The organism is Brevundimonas sp. NPDC046655, from assembly GCF_044901625.1.
Classification (GTDB): Bacteria; Pseudomonadota; Alphaproteobacteria; order Caulobacterales; family Caulobacteraceae; genus Brevundimonas.
The window spans coordinates 57,963-76,674 of the sequence record NZ_JBJDPV010000008.1; the positions used below are offsets into that span (position 1 = coordinate 57,963).

Genomic DNA, 18,712 nt, shown 5'->3' on the forward strand with positions numbered 1-18,712 from the left:
ATGGCGCGGAGGGGTAGGGGACGCCCATGACTGAACTCACGCCCCCCGTCGTCATCCTCGACAAGTCCCAGATGGCCGAGAACATCGGCGCGGTCGCCCGCGTCATGGCGAACTTCGGCCTGTCGGAACTGCGGCTGGTCAGCCCGCGCGACGGCTGGCCCCAGGACCGCGCCTGGGCCACTGCCTCTGGCGCCGACTGGGTGCTGGAGGATGTAAAGGTCTTCGACAGCGTGGCCGAGGCGATCCACGACCTGAACACCGTCTTCGCCACCACCGCCCGCCCGCGCGAGACACGTCAGCCGGTGCGCACCCCGCGCGAGAGCGCCCGCATCCTCTATGACGATACGGCCTCGGGCCTGAAGACCGGCCTGCTGTTCGGCGGCGAGCGCGCGGGTCTTGAGACCACCGACATCGCCCTGTGCGCCGGCATCACCACCATCCCGATCGACCCCAGGCACCACTCGCTGAACCTGGCCCAGGCCGTGGCCATCAACGCCTATGAGTGGCGCACGCTCATCCTTGACGCCCCCCCGCCGAGATTCAGGGAAGGCGATCCGCCCGCGTCGAACGAACTGCTGATCGGTATGTACGAACACTTCGAGGCCGAGCTGGACGCCGGCGGCTTCTTCCATCCGCCGGAAAAGAAGCCGTCCATGAGCCAGAACCTGCGGGTCATGCTGGGCCGCGCCGCCTTCACCGAACAGGAAGTCGCCACTATGCGCGGCGCCATCCACGCCCTGGCCAAGGGCCGTGGCCGGGTGCTGGCCAAGCTGGCCGAGAAGCGCGCGGCGGAAGCGAAGAAGGGCGAGTAAGATCACCCCTTCCGTCATCCTCGGGGCGGCGAAGCCGAACCCGGGGACCCAGGCGTCGGATGCGTCGCCGCCTTGTCCTGTCGTCGCCCTGCGTGCTGAATGGCCTGGGTTCCGGGTCCGCTGCGCGTCCCGGAAGGACGGCAGGGGAGGGGCAGTTGCGGAATCCAGACGCGATCATCGCCGCCTACATCATGGCCAACCGCCGCAACGGCACGCTCTACACCGGCGTCACCAGCGACCTTCGCGACCGGATATGGAAGCACAAACTCGGGACGTTCAAGGGCTTCACCGACGAGCACGGTTGCAAGGGGCTGGTATGGTTCGAGCCGCACCTCGGCATGGCTGAAGCTATCGCCCGCGAGAAGCAGATCAAGAAATGGCGGCGCGCGTGGAAGCTGGCGCTGATCGAAGGTTCCAACCCAGTTTGGGCCGATTTGGCGGCGGACTGGTATGACTGATCCTTTCTTCCGTCATCCCGGGGCGCGAAGCGAACCCGGGACCCAGGCGGGTGATCTTGTCGTCCCTGCGTGTATTGAACGGTCTGGGTTCCGGGTTCGGCTGCGCCGCCCCGGAATGACGGAGATAAAATGAAACTCGCCCTCATCTACCCCCTGGCCGCCCTGGCCGAGATCGGCGGCTGCTTCGCCTTCTGGGCCTGGCTGAAGCTGGACCGGTCGCCGGTCTGGCTGGTTCCGGGCGTACTCAGCCTGATGGCCTTCGCCTGGCTGTTGACCCTGGTTCCGGCCGAGACGGCGGGGCGGGCGTTCGCGGCCTATGGCGGGGTCTATATCTGCGCGTCGCTGGCGTGGATGGCGCTGGTCGAGAAGACGACGCCGGACCGTTGGGACCTGATCGGCGGGGCGGTCTGCCTGATTGGGGCGGCGGTGATCCTCTTCGGACAGCGCGGCTAGAGCGCGTTGAAGAAGGCGGGTACGACCTCGGTGGCCGGGCCATAGACGCCTTCATCGAACAGGCGCGCGCCCTGCGTTGGCTCCAGATTGATCTCCACCGTCCGCGCCCCGGCCATGCGCGCCTGCTGCACGAAACCCGCCGCCGGATAGACGGCGCCCGAGGTGCCGATGGAAACGAACAGGTGGCAGACCTCCAGCGCCGTCTCGATCCGCTCCATCGCCAGCGGCATCTCCCCGAACCAGACGATGTGCGGGCGCAAGACGCCCTGCGGATGATGCGGCGAGGCGTGCGCGGCCTCCAGATCGCCGGTCCAGTCGCAGACGACGCCCGAGGCCGTGCAACGGGCCTTGTTCAGTTCGCCGTGCATGTGGATCAGCTCGAAGCCGGGGGCGGGCGGGCTCTCCGCGTGCGCCCGGTCGTGCAGGTCGTCGACGTTCTGGGTCACCAGCAGGAAATCGCCCGCCCACCGCGCCGCCAGACCGGCCAGGGCCCGATGCGCGGCGTTGGGCTGGACCCTGGCCAGATGCCGCCGCCGTTGGTTGTAGAAGTCCTGCACCAGGGCCGGGTCAGCTGCGAAGCCGTCGGGCGTCGCCACCGCCTCGATGCTATGCCCCTCCCACAGCCCGTCCGAGGCGCGGAAGGTCGGCACGCCGCTCTCGGCCGAGACGCCGGCGCCGGTCAGGACGACGAGGTTCATCGCTTGGTCCTCCGTTCGCGCCGCTGATGCGCCAGCAGGCTTTCTGAGGCTGCATACTCAGGCGGCAGGTCGAATTTGGCGCGCCGGTCATAGTCGCGCGCGCTCTTGATCTCGCCAGCGCGTATCATTCGGGACGCCCTCCATGCGACGAATACGCACCATGTCGACGCCAATGCCAGAGCGAGCAGCCATGCAGGCAGGAAGCCTGATCGAGCTAAGACCAAAGGTATGAAGGGCAAGGCGGCGGGGGCGAATGCTGCCTTTGGCCCAAAGGTGAAGTTGTAGGACAGGCGCATGTCCACCCAACGTCGAACAGCAAGATATGCGGACCGCCTTGGCATTGCCGTCAGCTTAGCGCCGCTCGGGCGGGGCCGACAGCCGCTCATGCAGCCAGTCGATCATAGCGCGGACCTTGGGCGGGACGTGGCGAGGGTGGGGGTGGACGGCCCAGACGCCTTCGTCGGGCGGTCGGGCTTCGTCCAGCAGGGAGACGAGGGCGCCGGAAGCCAGGGCCTCGGTCACGTAGAAGTCGGGCAGTTGGCACAGGCCGAGGCCTTGCAGCGCCGCGTCCAGCACCGCCGCGCCGGAGTTGCAGCGCCAGCGGCCCGAGGGGCGAAGGCTGACCTCGCGCCCGGCCTCGGTGAAGCGCCAGTGCTCGGCCGAGCCGATCAGGCCGTCGTGGCTGGCGATCTCGGACAGGTCGCGCGGCGCGCCGCGCCGGGTCAGGTAGTCGGGACTGGCGCACAGGATCAGCCGCCGCGAGGCCAGCCGCCGCGCCATCAGCCGCGAGTCGGTCAGGTGGCCGAACCGCACCGCCAGATCATAGCCGTCGCCGACCAGATCGCGCAGGCGATTGTCGAGGTCCAGCTCGATCCTCAGCTCAGGGTTCTGGCGCGCGAAGGCGTTGACGGCCGGGGCGATGAAGCGTTCGCCATAGGAGACGGAGCAGGTCATGCGCAGCAGGCCGCGCGGGGCCTGATCGTCTGGCTGGACGGCGGCCAGGGCCTCGTCGCGTTCGTCGATCAGGCGGCGACAGCGGGCCAGGAAGTCGCGGCCCGCGTCGGTCAGTTCGACCCGGCGGGTGGTGCGGTGAAGCAGGCGGGTCTGCAGCCGGTCCTCCAGCCGGGCGATCTCACGGCTGACGGCCGAGGTCGACAGGCCGAGGCGACGTGCGGCGGCCGAGAAGCTGGCCTGTTCGGCGACAGCGGTGAATTCGTCGATCCCGTCCCAGCGGCTCATCGGGACGTTCGATCATGATTGTTGCAGCAGGACAATAATGTTTTGCGGTTGTCGCCGTATCCGCCCCGCCGCGACGGGCGTAGAACTGACGCCAATTCAGTCACCTCCTGTCCCTGAAGCAGCGAGCGACCGCGTCGCGAGCGATAGGGACGTCCGAAGGACCACCATCATGAAAACCCGCGCCGCCGTCGCGTTCGAAGCCAAACGCCCGCTCGAAATCGTCGAGGTCGATCTGGAAGGCCCGCGCGCCGGCGAGGTGCTGATCGAGATCAAGGCGACCGGCGTCTGCCACACCGACGCCTATACGCTGGACGGTCTGGACTCTGAGGGCATCTTCCCCTCGATCCTGGGCCATGAGGGCGCGGGCGTGGTGGTCGAGGTCGGACCGGGCGTGACGAGCTTGGCCGTCGGCGACCACGTCATCCCGCTCTACACGCCGGAATGCCGCCAGTGTAAGTCGTGCCTCAGCCGCAAGACCAACCTGTGCACCTCGATCCGTGGGACCCAGGGCAAGGGCCTGATGCCCGACGGCACCTCGCGTTTCAGCTACAAGGGTCAGGCCATCGCCCACTACATGGGTTGCTCGACCTTCTCGAACTACACGGTCCTGCCCGAGATCGCGGTGGCGAAAATCCGCAAGGACGCCCCCTTCGACAAGGCCTGCTACATCGGTTGCGGCGTGACGACGGGCGTGGGCGCCGTGGTCAACACGGCCAAGGTCGAGCCGGGCGCCAACGCCGTGGTCTTCGGCCTGGGCGGCATCGGCCTGAACGTCATCCAGGGGCTGAAGCTGGTCGGGGCCGACATGATCGTCGGCGTCGACATCAACGGCGACAAGGAAGAATGGGGCCGTCGCTTCGGCATGACCCACTTCGTCAACCCCAAGGAGGTGTCGGACGTGGTCGCCCATCTGGTCGAACTGACCGACGGCGGCGCCGATTACACCTTCGACTGCACCGGCAACACCGTGGTCATGCGTCAGGCGCTGGAAGCCTGCCACCGCGGTTGGGGCGAGAGCATCGTCATCGGCGTGGCCGAGGCGGGCAAGGAGATCTCGACCCGTCCGTTCCAGCTGGTCACCGGCCGCGTCTGGAAGGGCTCGGCCTTCGGCGGCGCGCGCGGCCGCACCGACACGCCCAAGATCGTCGATTGGTACATGGACGGCAAGATCGAGATCGATCCGATGATCACCCACACCCTGCCGCTGGAACGCATCAATGAGGCGTTCGACCTGATGCATGAAGGCAAGAGCATCCGTTCGGTGATCGTCTTCTGATGCGTTTGTCCTTGCTGGGGTTGGTGCTGCTCATGACGGCGTGCGGGCCGTCAAATCCCGCCCCGCGGGACAGCGAACTGCGCCAGACGCCTGCTCCAACGCCAGCTTGGACGATGCATAGCATTACGCTCTATCTGCCGACGCCTGTTATCGAACAGCGGGTTCCGACGGCCGTTCTCGGCGATTTCATAAAGGATTTACGGGCGCGCGCGTCCAGCGCCTTTCTGGAGCTGCCAGTGCAGGAAGGCGTTAGCGGGGCTGTCGTCGTGATGGTCAAGCCTGGCCGACAGGCGCGTGTATGGCTGGCGACCGGCGCGCCGATGGAACCGGAGACGCAGGCGGCTATCGAGAAGGCGCTTGCCGAGGCGCCTCCTCCCGAGGTTGTGGGAGGACCTGTTGTGTTCGGTTTGCTGTTCTCCGCCTGGGGAGGCGGGACGCCTCCGGCTGGTCTGCCGATGCCGACGCCAGAAGCTTGGAATGCCTTGTCAGGAGACGTAGGCGGCCGGGTGATGGATGATCGCTTTTACGAAGAGGCTTGGGTGCTGCGATAGTCCGTTGCCAAAAGAAACTTTTGTAGCCTAGCTTGCCGCGCCCGGCGAACCGGTCGGGCGCATCATCGGGAGGAAGACCATGTTCACGCACGTCACGCTCGGCGCCAACGACGTCGAGGCGTCGCACAAATTCTATGACGCGGTGCTCGGCGCCCTGGGCCATCAGCCGGGGACCTTCAGCGATCAGCCCCGGCCCGGCGTCTGGTACATGACGCCGCGCGGCATGCTGGGCGTGGTCACGCCGCGCGACGGCGAGCCCGCCTGTCACGCCAACGGCGGCACCATCGGTTTCGCCGCCGCCAGCCCCGAGGCGGTTCTCGCCTTCGCCGAGGCCGGCGTGGCGGCGGGCGGCACGGCCATCGAGGACCCGGCGGGTCCGCGCGACACCCCGTTCGGCAAGATGCACCTGGCCTATCTGCGCGACCCGTCGGGCAACAAGATCTGCGCCGTTCACCGGCCGTCGTAAAAGCCGAGCTTGCGACAACTGACCACGGGATGGCGTCGGCGTGATCCGCTACCTAGCCCCATTCCAAAGGGGAGGATCATCATGAAATTCGACGCGCAGAAGGCTCTGATCGCCTATTCGGGCGTGCTGACGGCCGTCTTCGTGGGGGTGATGGTCTCTGGGGCGGTGTCGGGCGTCGGCCCGGCCCGCTTCACCGAGATCGACGTCCAGCGCATCAATGTGCGCGAGCCGGACGGCACGCTGCGGATGGTGATCTCGAACCAGACCGCCTTCCCCGAGATACCCTATCGCGGGCGAGAGGTGCCGCATCCGGGTCGGGACACGGCCGGGATGCTGTTCATGAACGAAGAAGGCACCGAGGTCGGCGGCCTGGTGTTCGGCGGCAAGAACGCCGACGGCGTCAAGTCCTCCGGCGGCAGCCTGACCTTCGACGGCTATGAGCAGGATCAGACGGTCCAGATCATGGGCTTCCAGCAGGGGGCGCGCCGGGTGTCCGGCGTCTTCGTCAATGATCGGCCCGAGGAGTCGATCGACTATGACGTTCTGACCCGGCTGTCCGGCCTGACCCCGGAACAGCAGCAGGCGGCGATGCTGGCGGCCAATATGGACGGGCAGCCGCGCGCCTTCCTGGGGCGTCAGGGCTCGGGCGCCTCGGAGCTGGTGCTGCGCGACGGCGCGGGCCGGGCGCGTCTGGTGCTGAGCGTGGCGGCCGACGGCGGCGCGCGCATCACCTTCAAGGACGAGAACGGCCAAGCGACGCGGGTGGTGACTCCCGAAGGCTGAGGGCGGGCCTATCTGCCGGGGTCCGCAAGGGATAAAAGTAGGGCTCAGGTCTGAAGGCGGAGACGAGATGAGGGCGAAAGCGGCGATGATGGCGGGGCTGGCGGCGTTCAGCCTGTCGCTGGGATTGGCGGCCTGCGACCGGGCTGCCGACGGGGCGCCGACCGCAGAGGTCCCCGTGGAGGCCTGGAGAGGCAAGGACGTGGTCCTCTATCTGCCCGATCCGGTCATGAAGGCGCGGGTCGAGGTTTCGGCCCTGACGCCCTACGTCAACGCTGCGACGACGGCAGCCGAGGGGGCGTTCCGCGCCGCCCCGATCCAGCCCGGCGCCTCGGGGATGTTGCTGCTGATGGTCAAGCCGGGCGGGCGGGCGAAAGCCTGGGTCGTCACCGGCGAACCGGCGCCCAGCGCCGAGACGGTCGCGGCGGTGGTCAGGGCGGTCGAGGCCGTGCCGGCCCCCGCTGTGCGCGAGGGACCGATCCTGGTCGGCGTCGGCTTCGAGGCCTGGGGCGGCGGCGCGCCGCCCGTCGGCGCCAGCCCGCCGATCCCGCGCGACTGGTACAGCTATTTCCCGAAGGACGGCGGCCGACTGGACGACGCCTTCATGGCCCGCGTCTGGCCCGACTGATCGGAGTTTGAGTTGATGGAAACGGTCAAGACCCACGCCGTCCACGGCGGAAGCCTGCGCTATCTGAAACACGACAGCGCCGCGACGGGCACGCCCATGACCCTGTCGGTCTTTGTCCCGGCGGGCGAGGGCCCGTTCCCGGTCGTGATCTGGCTGTCGGGCCTGACCTGCACCGAGGACAATTTCACCACCAAGGCCGGGGCCTACAAGGCCGCCGCCGAACACGGCGTCATCATCGTGGCGCCGGACACCTCGCCGCGCGGCGAAGGGGTGGCGGACGATCCGGCCTATGATCTGGGGCAGGGGGCGGGCTTCTATGTCGACGCCACGCAGGCGCCGTGGGCGCCGCACTTCCGCATGGAGAGATACGTCACGGACGAACTGATCGCCCTGATCGACGCGGCGTTCCCGACCACGAAGACGCGTTCGATCTTCGGTCATTCCATGGGCGGGCATGGGGCGTTGACCCTGGCCTTGCGTCATCCCGAGCTGTTCAGATCCGTCTCGGCCTTCGCCCCGATCTCGTCGCCGACCCGCTGTCCGTGGGGCGAGAAGGCGTTCACCGCCTATCTGGGCGACGACCGCGCTGAATGGGCGAAGCATGACGCCGCCCTGCTGATCGAAAGCGGCGCGGCGGCGGGTCGTTTCGACGACATCCTGGTGGATCAGGGCGACGCCGATCCCTTCCTGACCGAGCAACTGAAACCGGAGCTTCTGGTCGCGGCGGCCCAGGCTGCGGGACAGCGGCTTACCCTGCGGATGCAGGCGGGCTATGATCACTCCTACTTCTTCATGGCCAGCTTCGTGGACGACCACGTGGCCTTCCATGCGACCCGCCTGAAAGCCTGAGACTTCATGACCGACGCCGCCCCCGACTTCGCCCACGTGGACTTCGACGAGATGTTCGCCGCCCTGTGCAGCGAGGTCGGCTTCTGCCTGCACGAAAAGGGTCAGAAGAAGGTGATCGCGGCCCTGCCCAAGGGTCTGGATGCCGCGATGAAGGCCGTGCTGGCCGCTGAGGGCGTGGACGAACCCAATGCGCCGGGCGACTTGAAGAAGGCCGTGCGCGACTGCCTCAAGGCCCACGTCCAGCCGGGCTGATCCCGCCAACGGGCGCGGATGGACGAAACTTCATCCGCGCCGTGATCATGGCGCCTTGCGGGGCGACGCCGCTTCGATAGTGTCCCCTCCCATCGCTTTTGGGAGGAAGCCCGATGATGGACCGTCGCCGCCTGTTGATGACCGCCGCCCTGGGAGGCGCGTTCGCGGCCTCGGGCGCCGCCCGCGCGTTCGCGCAGACCGCCGCTGCTCCGGCTGCCGGTCCCGCCTCGGCCCAGTTCCTGGCCCTGCTGGACAAGATCGCCCAGGAAATGATCCTGTCCGATCCCGAAACCCTGACCATGCTGGGCATGGACCGGGGACCGATGGCACAGGCCCGCTTCAAGCTGAGCGACCGCTCGCAGGCCAAGATCGACGCCGACAAGGCCAAGTTTATCGACGGCATGAAGGCCGTGAAGGCCATCGACAAGCGCCAACTGACGACCCTAGAGCAGACCTATTACGACTCGCTGGAGTTCTTCGGCGACACGGTGATGGAAGGGTATGGCTTCCCCTATGGCGGCGGCATGTTCCCGTCGCCCTATACGGTCAGCCAGTTGGGCGGATCCTATCAGCAGATCCCCGACTTCCTGGACAGCCAGCACCGCATCGAGGCGGCGGACGACGCTGACGCCTATCTGTCGCGCCTGTCGGACTTCGCCAAGGGCCTGGACGCCGAGCGCGAGCGGATGCTGGCCGACTTCGCCGCCGGCGCCGTGCCGCCTGATTTCGTCATCGACCGCACCCTGACCCAGATGGCCGCCATCACCGGCACGGCTCCGGCCGACTCGGTCATGAGCCAGTCGCTGGCGCGTCGCACGGCCGAAAAGAACATCTCCGGCGACTGGGCCGCGCGCGCCCAGGCCATCCTGGCCGGCGAAGTCTACCCGGCCATCCAGCGTCAGGCCGACGCCCTGAAGTCTGTGCGTCCCGGCGCGACTCACGACGGCGGCGTCTGGCGTCTGCCCAAGGGCGAGGACTATTACCGCTTCGGCCTGAAATATTTCACCACCTCGTCGATGACGCCGGACGAGGTGCACCAGATGGGGCTGGAGCAGGTGGCCGAGATCTCGGCCCGCACCGACGCTCTGCTGAAGGCGCAGGGCATGACGCAAGGCACGGTCGGCGAACGCGTGGCCGCGCTCGGCAAGGACCCGCGCTTCGTCTATCCGAACACGGACGAGGCCAAGGACGAGCTGATCAAGGAACTGAACGCCCAGATGGTCGCCATGCAGGCGCGCATGCCGGATTACTTCGGCCGCCTGCCCAAGTCGCCGTGCGACATCAAGCGCGTGCCCAAGGCCATCGAGGCCGGGGCGCCGGGCGGCTACTACCAGTCGCCGGCCCTGGATGGCTCGCGTCCGGGCGCCTACTACATCAACCTGCGCGACACGGCGGAATGGCCCAAGTGGACCCTGCCGACCCTGACCTATCACGAGGCGGTGCCGGGCCATCACTTCCAGATCGCCCTGCAACAGGAGAAGCCGGACACGCCTCTTCTGATGAAGGTCATGGGCTTCTCGGCCTACTCCGAGGGCTGGGGCCTGTACGCCGAGCAGCTCGCGGACGAGATCGGCGCCTATGAGAACGATCCTTTCGGCCAGATCGGCTACCTGCAGTCGCTGATGTTCCGCGCCGCGCGTCTGGTCGTGGACTCGGGTCTGCACCACAAGCGCTGGAGCCGTGAACAGGGCATCCGCTACATGGTCGACACCCTGGGGGACCAGGAATCCAGCATCGCCACCGAGGTCGAGCGCTACTGCGTCTGGCCGGGCCAGGCGTCCAGCTACAAGGTCGGCCACACCACCTGGGTCAAGCTGCGCGAGGACGCCAAGAAGCGTCTGGGCAGCCGCTTTGACATCAAGGGCTTCCATGACACCGGCCTGAACCTGGGCGGCGTGCCGCTGACGGTGCTGGAGCGGACCCTGAACGCCTGGACGCCCGCCTAGATCTGTGAACCACGGGCGCGCCGGCCCGACGATTGTCTGAGTGTGAGGGGCGCGCGGCGTCGCGCCGCCCTCGTCGGGAAGCAAGACCATGATCGACCGCCGCCGCCTGTTGTTGACCGCCGCCGCCACGGCCGCCGTCGCGCCCTCTCTCGCTCATGCGGCGGCCAGCGACGCCGATGCGCGCCTGAACGCCCTGCTGGATGGCTGGTTCGAGGCCGACATCGACGAGTCGCCCGAGCGCGCCACCAACCTGGGCCTCGACAAGGGCGCCCGCGCCGGTCTGTCGTCCAAACTGAGCGAGGCCGGTCCCGACGCCATCCGCAAGGACCGCGACAAGGCGATCAGCCGTTGGGCTGCGCTGCGCGCCTTCGACCAGACGGGTCTGTCCGAAGCCGGCGCGCTGAACTACGCCATCGCCGCTTTCGGGCGCGAGACCTCGGCCGAGACCTCGCGCTTTGCTTACGGCGCGGGGCCGGGCCGTCCGTCGCCCTATGTCGTGACCCAGTTGTCGGGCGCCTATTTCGAGACGCCGGACTTCATGGACAACCAGCACCGCATCGAGGACGCGGCGGGCGCCGACGCCTTCCTGTCGCGTCTGTCGGCCTTCGCCGGGGTGCTGGACGGCGAGACGGACAAGGTGCGCGAGGACGCCGGTCTGGGCGTGATCCCGCCGGACTTCATCATCGACCGCATGCTGCCCCAGGTCCGCACCCTGCGCGACACCAAGGCCGCCGACCTGGCCATGATCAAGTCACTGGTGCGCAAGACCGCCGCGCTGAACCTGTCGGGCTATGACGTCCGCGCCGCCGCCATCGTCGATCAGCAGATCAAGCCCGCCCTGGCCCGTCAGGTCGCGGCCCTGGAAGCCATCCGTCCGCAGGCGACGCATGACGCCGGGGTCTGGCGTCTGCCGGACGGCGAGGCCTTCTACGCCAATGGCCTGAAGTCCAACACGACCACCACCCTCAGCGCCGCCGAGATCCACAAGATGGGCAAGGAGCAGGTCGCCGAGATCAGCGCCGAGATCGACGCCATCCTGAAGTCGCAGGGCTATACCCAGGGCGCCGTCGGCGAACGCATCCAGGCCCTGAACAAGGACCCGGCCCAGCTTTTCGCCAACACCGACGAGGGCAAGGCGGAGCTGCTGGTCTGGCTGAACCAGCTGGTCGCCGAACTGGAGCCGAAACTGCCGACCGTCTTCGGTCGTCTGCCGAAAACCCATGTCGAGATCCGTCGCGTGCCGGTGTCGATCCAGTCGGGCGCGCCGGGCGGATACTATCAGGGACCGCCGCTGGATGGCTCGCGCCCGGGCGCCTACTACATCAACCTGCGCGACAGCGGGAACTGGCCCAGGTTCGCCCTGCCGACCCTGACCTATCACGAGGCCTCGCCGGGCCACCACCTGCAGGTCGCCCTGCAGCGCGAGTCGGGCGAGCTGCCGCAATGGCGTCGCGCGGGCGGCTTCTCGGCCTATAATGAAGGCTGGGCGCTGTACGCCGAGGCGGTCGCGGCCAATGACCTGAACGCCTATGCCGACAATCCGCTGGGCCGCGTCGGCTTCCTGATGTCCTATCTGTTCCGGGCCGTGCGCCTGGTGGTCGACACCGGTCTGCACTCGGAGCGCTGGAGCCGTGAACAGGCGGTCGAATACATGGCGGCCTCGGGCGCCAAGCCGCTGGACGCCTCGAACAGCGAGATCAACCGCTACACCGTCTGGCCGGGTCAGGCCTGCGCCTACAAGGTCGGCCACACGGTGATCGCCCGCCTGAGGAAGGACGCCGAGGCCAAGCCGGGCTTTGACCTGCGCGCCTTCCACGACAAGGTGCTGATGAACGGCTCCCTGCCGCTGGCGGTGCTGGAAGCCCAGATGCGGGCCTGAGACGCCGATCAGGGTTGAAACGAAAGACGGCCCGGACCTTCGCGCGTCCGGGCCGTTTTCATGTCTGGTGCTGGATGGCGATCAGGTCGCCGCGCGCCAGGTGGTCGGCCACAGGTCCTGGGGGACAGCCGTGCAACTTGGCATGACCTTCTCGTCCAGCAGGGCGAAGCGCTCGCCGGTCCAGGCCCAAACGCCCATGCGGCCGCAGTCGCCGAGGCCGCGCCCCTTGCCGAAGGCGAAGAGGGTGCGGGTCCTGGGGTCATAGCGGCTGTTGACCAGGGTGTCTTCGCTGCCCGCCGCCGTGGGGAAGGCGACCGGCCGGGGCGAGGTCCCGTCGGCCGGAGTGATGAAATAGGCCTGGCTGAAATTATAGGCGCCTTCACCGCACGCCACGCTCCACAGCAGCTTGTCCGCAGCCAGACGCGAGACCTCGACGTTCGGCTCGAAACGTTCGCCTCTGCGGGTTTCGGCCAGGCATTCCTTGACCTTGGGGTGGGCGAGAAGCGCCGGGGAGAGGTCGTCCTGGACCAGGCCGTTCTGGGCGACGGCGGCCGCCACGGCCACGCGCGGGGCGGCCGGGGCTGCGGGCACTTCGGCGGCGGGCCGGTCGCCGCGCCGGATCAGGGCGGTGGGGGTGTTCAGCCGACCCTGACGCTCGTCGATCCACAGGAAGGCGGCGGCCGCCCCGCCGAGGCTGACCTTCATCTGCTCATCGCCGCGCCTCAACGCCATAAAGGAGCCGTTGCCCAGATCATGCACCAGTTGGGGCGAGGGGTTCCTGAAGGCGATGACGTCGCCTTCCTCGTCCATCTTGGAGTTCTCGCCGGCATAGCGCCGGCCGTCGATGACGGCGTGGACCGCGCCCTGGCCGTCCTCCAGACCCCAGCCGCCCATGTGGACGACGGGGCGGGCCCCCGCGCCGGGGGCCAGGGAGATCAGGACGAAGCCCATGTTTTCATGCGCCGAACCAAAGGCCACGCAGTGATTGGTGTTGTCGCAGGTGGCGGTCCAGTCGCGGAACTCGCGCGTCACGCTGGGCGGATTGGCGCTCGTCCTGGCGGTTGGCGACGTCGCCGCCGTCTCGACCGCGACGTCGGCGGCGGCGGGGGCCGCGGCGGGCGAGGCGTCGCCCTCCTTCTTTTCGCAGGCCCCAAGCCCCTGCGGCAGGATCAGGGCGGCGGCAGCGGTCAGCAACAGGCTGCGAAGCGTCATGTGGGGCGTCTCATCAGCGAGAGGGGAACGATCAGGGACGGGCTCCATGAACGGTCAAGCTGGCTGCTGGTTCAAGTCATATGGGGGCATTTTGCGCAGGAGCGCCGATGGCGCCGCTCAGCCTTTGCGCCCGCGCGCGCGTCTCGCTATACCGCCCGCACGATATTCCTTCCCTGATTAAGAGACAGAGGCAGAGCATGGCCAAGATCAAGGTCGCCAACCCCATCGTGGACATCGACGGCGACGAAATGACCCGGATCATCTGGCAGATGATCAAGGACAAGCTGGTCTTCCCCTACCTGGACCTGGAGCTCGACTACTACGACCTCGGCATGGAGCACCGCGACGCCACCGACGACCAGGTGACGATCGACGCGGCCCACGCGATCCAGAAGCACGGCGTCGGCGTCAAGTGCGCCACCATCACCCCGGACGAAGCCCGGGTGAAGGAATTCGGCCTCAAGAAGATGTGGAAGTCGCCGAACGGCACCATCCGCAACATCCTGGGCGGCGTGGTCTTCCGCGAGCCGATCATCTGCTCGAACGTGCCGCGTCTGGTTCCGGGCTGGACCCAGCCGATCGTCGTCGGCCGTCACGCCTTCGGCGACCAGTACAAGGCTACTGACTTCCTGATGCCTGGCGCCGGCACCCTGTCGATCAAGTTCGTCGGCGACGATGGCCAGGTGATCGAGCACGAGGTGTTCAAATCCCCGTCGGCCGGTGTGGCCATGGGCATGTACAACCTCGACTCGTCGATCCGTGACTTCGCCCACGCCTCGTTCAGCTACGGCCTGGCTCGTAACTATCCGGTCTATCTATCGACCAAGAACACCATTCTGAAAGCCTATGACGGCCGCTTCAAGGACCTGTTCCAGGAAGTCTTCGACGAGCACTACGCCGAAGAGTTCAAGGCGCGCGGCCTGACCTACGAACACCGTCTGATCGACGACATGGTGGCGGCCGCCATCAAGTGGTCGGGCGGCTTCGTCTGGGCGTGCAAGAACTATGACGGCGACGTTCAGTCGGACATCGTGGCTCAGGGCTTCGGCTCGCTGGGCCTGATGACCTCGGTCCTGATGACGCCGGACGGCAAGATCATGGAAACCGAAGCCGCCCACGGCACGGTGACCCGTCACTACCGTCAGCACCAGAAGGGTGAAGCGACCTCTACCAATTCGATCGCCTCGATCTTCGCCTGGTCGGCCGGCTTCAAGCACCGCGCCAAGCTGGACGACAATGCCGAGCTGGCCGAGTTCGCCGAGACGCTGGAACGCGTCGTGGTCGAAACCGTCGAGTCGGGCTTCATGACCAAGGATCTGGCCCTGCTCGTCGGCGACCAGCAGTCGTGGCTGACCACCGAAGGCTTCCTGGACAAGGTGTCCGAGAACCTGAAGAAGGCCCTGCCGCACGTTGGCTAAGGTCGCTACCGCGCTTCGCGCTGCTTGAGCGCGGTACGCACCAGGAATGGCCCGTCGGAGCGATCCGGCGGGCCTTCTTGTTGTCTGCGGCCCTCGCCCCAGCCGTCATCCTCGGGTCGAGCGCCAGGCTGACGGCTGTGGGGAGGGGTGACGGCGAGGACGAATGACACCGGGTGTTAACGACGCCCTTGAGCCACCCTTCGAACCATGTCCTTAATGTCTCTGGGGGTTTCGAGTTTGTGTCGCAGATGTCGCTGACCCGTCGCGTTCGTAAGGCAGGGGAGGGCCGATGAACCAGAAACTGATCCTTCGACTGGGCGGCGCCGCCGTGGCGGCCTTCATCCTGGCCTACGCCGCCTCGCCCTTGCTGGCGGCGCGCTCGCTGGTGCAGGCGGCCAAGAGCGGCGACGCGCAGGCGCTGGAGCGTCAGGTCGACTTTCCCGCCTTCCGCGCCAGCCTGAAAGACGAGCTGAGCGAGCGCATGGTGAGCGAGATGCGCAAGGACAGCCGGCTGAAGGACAGCGGTCTGTCGGGCCTGGGCATGCTGCTGGCGCCGGCGCTGGTCAGCGGCGCCGTGGACGCCTTCGTCACGCCCCAGGCCATCTCGGCCATGGTGCAGGAGGGGCAGGCGCCCAAGCCGGACCTGGCCAAGGTAGAGCCGGAGGTCGGGCCGAAGCCGGACAGCAAGTCCGAGAGCAAGAAGGTGCGCCAGTCCTGGAGCTACCGCGACCTCGACACCTTCGCCGTCACCCTGACCCGCGACGACCAGCCGGACGAACAGGTCTCCCTGCTGATGAAACGCCGCAACCTGTTCGGCTGGAAGCTGGCAGGGATTGATCTGAGCAAGGCGGAATAATCACCCGCTCATCCCTGCGGAGGCGGGGACCCAGAAAGAGCCTCACGCACCATCCTTGGCCGCCTGTGCTTGCACCCAAAGCACTGGGTCCCCGCCTCTGGGGATCGGCCAAAGAAAAAGGGCGGCGCATCCGGTGCGCCGCCCTTTCCTGTTTCAGTCTGTGCGGGCGATCAGCCCTTCAGCGCGGCGCGGACGGCGTTCAGGCCGTCTTCGGCCTTCGATCCGTCGGGCGCGCCGCCCTGGGCGAAGTCGGGCTTGCCGCCGGCGCCCTTGCCGCCCATGGCGATGACGGCGTCGCGGGCCAGATCAGCGGCGTTGACCTTGCCGGCCATGTCCGGCGTCACGGCGACGGTGATGGCCGCCTTGCCGTCGACGACGCCGACCAGGGCGACCACGCCCGAGCCGATCTGCTTCTTGAAGTCCTCGGCCACGCCGCGCAGGCCCTTGCCGTCCACGCCGTCCAGAACGCGAGCGATCAGCTTGACGCCGTTGATCTCTTCCGGGGCCGCATTGGCGCCCGCGCCGCCGCCGAGCGCCAGCTGCTTCTTCAGGTCGGCGACCTGCTTCTCCAGCGTCTTGACCGAGGCCTGCAGGCCCTCGACGCGGGCCGGAACCTCGGCGGTCTGGATCTTGAAGCCCTGGGCCAGCGAACGGGCGACATTGGCCTGATCCAGCAGGAAGCGGCGGGCGGCGTCCCCGGTCAGGGCCTCGACGCGGCGTACGCCGGCGGCCACGCCGCCTTCCGAGACGATCTTGAACAGGGCGATGTCGCCGGTGCGGAAGACGTGGGTGCCGCCGCACAGCTCGACCGAATAGGCGCCGGGACCGCTCAGCGCATGGCCGATGGTCAGGACGCGGACCTCGTCGCCGTACTTCTCGCCGAACAGGGCCACGGCGCCGGCCGCGATGGCGGCGTCGGGCGTCATCAGCTCGGTCGTGACCGGGACGTTCTGGCGGATGACGGCGTTCACCTCGTCCTCGACGCGGGCGATCTCCTCGTCCGTCATCGGGGCGTTGTGGCTGAAGTCGAAGCGCATGCGCTCGGCGTCGACCATCTGGCCCTTCTGGGCGACGTGGGCGCCCAGGACGTTCTTGACGGCGGCGTGGAAGAGGTGGGCGGCCGAGTGGTTGGCGCGGGTGGTCGGGCGCGAGCCTTCCTCGACCGTGGCGGTCACGACGGCGCCGGTCGCCAGCGAGCCCTGGGTCACTTCCAGCGTGTGAACGTGCAGGTCGCCGCCGTGCTTCTTGGTGTCCAGGACGCGGCCTTCGCCGCCGCTCCAGACGAAGGCGCCCTTGTCGCCCGCCTGACCGCCGCCTTCACCGTAGAAGGGGGTCTTGTCCAGCAGGACCTCGACCGTGTCGCCGGTCGCGGCGGACGCAGCTTCGGCGCCGTCCTTGACGATGGCCAGGACCTTGCCTTCGCTGGTCTCGGACTCATAGCCGGTGAACTCGGTGCCGCCGTGCTGGTCGCGCAGGGCCAGCCAGGCGCCGGCCGAGGCCGTCTGGCCCGAGCCCTTCCAGTGCTCACGCGAGCGGTCGCGTTGCTCGGCCATGGCGGCCTCGAAGCCGTCGACGTTGACGCTGAAGCCGCGACGGCGAGCCTCATCCTGCGTCAGGTCCAGCGGGAAGCCGTAGGTGTCATAGAGGGTGAAGGCGGTCTGGCCGTCCAGCATGTCGCCGGCCTTGAAGCCGGTCGTGGCCTGATCGAACAGGTTCATGCCGCGGCCGAGGGTGGTGCGGAAGCGGATCTCTTCCTGCTTCAGCGTGTCCTCGATGAAGGCCTGGGCGCGGCCCAGCTCGGGGTAGGCCTCGCCCATCTCCTGGACCAGGGTCGGCACCAGACGGTGCATCAGCGGGTCGGCGGCGCCCAGCAGGTGGGCGTGACGCATGGCGCGGCGCATGATGCGGCGCAGGACATAGCCGCGGCCTTCGTTCGAGGGGGTCACGCCGTCGGCGATCAGGAAGGCGGTCGAACGCAGGTGGTCGGCGATGACGCGGTGCGACGGCGCGCGCTCGCCCTCGGCCTTGGTCGAGGTCAGTTCTTCAGAGGCGTTGATCAGGCTCTTGAACAGGTCGACTTCATAGTTGGAGTGGACGCCCTGCAGGACGGCGGCGATGCGCTCCAGACCCATGCCGGTGTCGACGCTGGGCTTGGGAAGGTCGCGAACGATCTCGTCGTTCTCCTTCTCGTACTGCATGAAGACGTTGTTCCAGATCTCCACGAAGCGGTCGCCGTCCTCATCGGGCGAACCGGGAGGGCCGCCGAAGATGTGGTCGCCGTGGTCGTAGAAGATCTCGGTGCAGGGACCGCAAGGGCCGCTGTCGCCCATGGCCCAGAAGTTGTCGGCCGTGGGGATGCGGATGATCTTCTCGTCTGCGAAGCCGGTGACCTTCTTCCAGATGTCGAAGGCTTCATCGTCGGTGTGATAGACGGTGACCAGCAGGCGCGCAGGGTCCAGGCCGAACTCCCTGGTCAGCAGGGTCCATGCGCTCTCGATGGCGTGGTCCTTGAAGTAGTCGCCGAACGAGAAGTTGCCCAGCATTTCAAAGAAGGTGTGGTGACGCGCGGTGTAGCCGACGTTGTCCAGGTCGTTGTGCTTGCCGCCGGCGCGGACGCACTTCTGCGAACTGGTGGCGCGCTTGTAGGGCGGGGTCGCGCCGCCCGTGAAGTAGTCCTTGAACGGCACCATGCCCGCGTTGACGAACAGCAGGGTCGGGTCGTTCTGCGGCACCAGCGGAGCCGACTGCACCTTCTCGTGGCCGTCGGCCGCGAAGTAGTCGAGGAAGGTGGAGCGGATCTGTTTCAGGCTGGTCATGGCGTATCGCTCTAAGGAATTCGGGCGCGCGGGGAGAATATCGGAACGGGCGTCATATAGGGATTTTGCGCCGAGCGCATCACCGGCGCGTGATCGTGCGCGCCGGGGCGCGCTTTTCCCGCC

At 67.6% G+C, this 18,712-nt stretch carries 18 protein-coding genes; 14 read left to right on the forward strand and 4 right to left on the reverse strand.

The genetic code is table 11. The features are described from left to right. The first annotated feature begins 26 nt into the window (after positions 1–26). The 3 genes from ACI2KI_RS16620 (at position 27) to ACI2KI_RS16630 (ending at position 1,723) form a co-directional block, all read left to right on the forward strand. Positions 27–812, forward strand: a complete 786-nt coding sequence (locus ACI2KI_RS16620; protein WP_404621862.1) for an RNA methyltransferase — start codon at positions 27–29, stop codon at positions 810–812. A 155-nt stretch (positions 813–967) separates the two neighbouring features. Beyond that, positions 968–1,270 carry a GIY-YIG nuclease family protein gene (locus tag ACI2KI_RS16625; RefSeq protein WP_404621864.1) on the forward strand — a complete coding sequence of 101 codons (303 nt, stop codon included), beginning with the start codon at positions 968–970 and terminating at the stop codon, positions 1,268–1,270. A 129-nt stretch (positions 1,271–1,399) separates the two neighbouring features. Further along, a complete protein-coding gene (locus ACI2KI_RS16630) occupies positions 1,400–1,723 on the forward strand; it encodes a YnfA family protein (protein WP_404621866.1) in 324 nt (107 codons plus the stop codon). Here the strand turns inward: ACI2KI_RS16630 and ACI2KI_RS16635 are convergent. Further along, positions 1,720–2,421 carry an NAD-dependent deacylase gene (locus tag ACI2KI_RS16635; RefSeq protein WP_404621868.1) on the reverse strand — a complete coding sequence of 234 codons (702 nt, stop codon included), beginning with the start codon at positions 2,419–2,421 and terminating at the stop codon, positions 1,720–1,722. The two genes, ACI2KI_RS16630 and ACI2KI_RS16635, sit on opposite strands and share 4 nt — an antisense overlap. A 351-nt stretch (positions 2,422–2,772) precedes the next feature. Next, entirely contained in the window at positions 2,773–3,660 is an 888-nt protein-coding gene (locus ACI2KI_RS16640) for a LysR family transcriptional regulator (protein WP_404621870.1), read from the reverse strand. 169 nt (positions 3,661–3,829) lie between these two features. Here ACI2KI_RS16640 and ACI2KI_RS16645 point away from each other — a divergent pair, with 169 nt between their 5' ends. From ACI2KI_RS16645 to ACI2KI_RS16685, 9 genes are all read left to right on the forward strand, one after another. Next, positions 3,830–4,936 carry an S-(hydroxymethyl)glutathione dehydrogenase/class III alcohol dehydrogenase gene (locus tag ACI2KI_RS16645; RefSeq protein ID WP_404621872.1) on the forward strand — a complete coding sequence of 369 codons (1,107 nt, stop codon included), beginning with the start codon at positions 3,830–3,832 and terminating at the stop codon, positions 4,934–4,936. Next, positions 4,936–5,487: a hypothetical protein gene (locus ACI2KI_RS16650; protein ID WP_404621874.1), complete on the forward strand. Its 552-nt coding sequence runs from the start codon at positions 4,936–4,938 to the stop codon at positions 5,485–5,487. Before ACI2KI_RS16645 ends, ACI2KI_RS16650 begins: the two co-directional genes overlap by 1 nt. 79 nt (positions 5,488–5,566) lie before the next feature. Next, positions 5,567–5,953 carry a VOC family protein gene (locus tag ACI2KI_RS16655; RefSeq protein WP_404621876.1) on the forward strand — a complete coding sequence of 129 codons (387 nt, stop codon included), beginning with the start codon at positions 5,567–5,569 and terminating at the stop codon, positions 5,951–5,953. An 81-nt stretch (positions 5,954–6,034) separates the two neighbouring features. Next, positions 6,035–6,736, forward strand: coding sequence for a hypothetical protein (locus ACI2KI_RS16660; RefSeq protein WP_404621878.1), 702 nt, complete (start codon positions 6,035–6,037; stop codon positions 6,734–6,736). 67 nt (positions 6,737–6,803) lie between these two features. Beyond that, positions 6,804–7,361, forward strand: a complete 558-nt coding sequence (locus tag ACI2KI_RS16665; protein ID WP_404621880.1) for a hypothetical protein — start codon at positions 6,804–6,806, stop codon at positions 7,359–7,361. 15 nt (positions 7,362–7,376) lie between these two features. After that, positions 7,377–8,210, forward strand: coding sequence for an S-formylglutathione hydrolase (gene fghA / locus ACI2KI_RS16670; RefSeq protein ID WP_404621882.1), 834 nt, complete (start codon positions 7,377–7,379; stop codon positions 8,208–8,210). A 6-nt stretch (positions 8,211–8,216) separates the two neighbouring features. Continuing rightward, the gene (locus ACI2KI_RS16675) at positions 8,217–8,462 is read left to right on the forward strand and encodes a hypothetical protein (RefSeq protein WP_292083576.1); all 246 of its coding nucleotides are present in this window, start codon (positions 8,217–8,219) and stop codon (positions 8,460–8,462) included. A 113-nt stretch (positions 8,463–8,575) separates the two neighbouring features. After that, positions 8,576–10,408: a DUF885 family protein gene (locus ACI2KI_RS16680; protein WP_292083575.1), complete on the forward strand. Its 1,833-nt coding sequence runs from the start codon at positions 8,576–8,578 to the stop codon at positions 10,406–10,408. Between the two features lie 88 nt (positions 10,409–10,496). Next, on the forward strand, positions 10,497–12,287 hold the full coding sequence (locus ACI2KI_RS16685; RefSeq protein ID WP_404621884.1) for a DUF885 domain-containing protein: 1,791 nt from the start codon (positions 10,497–10,499) through the stop codon (positions 12,285–12,287). Positions 12,288–12,368: 81 nt separating this feature from the next. Here the strand turns inward: ACI2KI_RS16685 and ACI2KI_RS16690 are convergent, their stop codons facing one another. Next, positions 12,369–13,499 (reverse strand): DUF1176 domain-containing protein, encoded by a 1,131-nt coding sequence (locus ACI2KI_RS16690; RefSeq protein WP_404621886.1) that lies wholly within the window; start codon positions 13,497–13,499, stop codon positions 12,369–12,371. A gap of 197 nt (positions 13,500–13,696) precedes the next feature. Here ACI2KI_RS16690 and ACI2KI_RS16695 point away from each other — a divergent pair, with 197 nt between their 5' ends. Beyond that, a complete protein-coding gene (locus ACI2KI_RS16695; protein ID WP_404621888.1) occupies positions 13,697–14,917 on the forward strand; it encodes an NADP-dependent isocitrate dehydrogenase in 1,221 nt (406 codons plus the stop codon). Positions 14,918–15,206: 289 nt separating this feature from the next. Next, entirely contained in the window at positions 15,207–15,773 is a 567-nt protein-coding gene (locus tag ACI2KI_RS16700) for a DUF2939 domain-containing protein (protein ID WP_404621890.1), read from the forward strand. Positions 15,774–15,943: 170 nt separating this feature from the next. Here the strand turns inward: ACI2KI_RS16700 and alaS are convergent, their stop codons facing one another. Beyond that, positions 15,944–18,589, reverse strand: a complete 2,646-nt coding sequence (gene alaS, locus ACI2KI_RS16705; RefSeq protein ID WP_404621892.1) for an alanine--tRNA ligase — start codon at positions 18,587–18,589, stop codon at positions 15,944–15,946. Positions 18,590–18,712 lie beyond the last annotated feature (123 nt).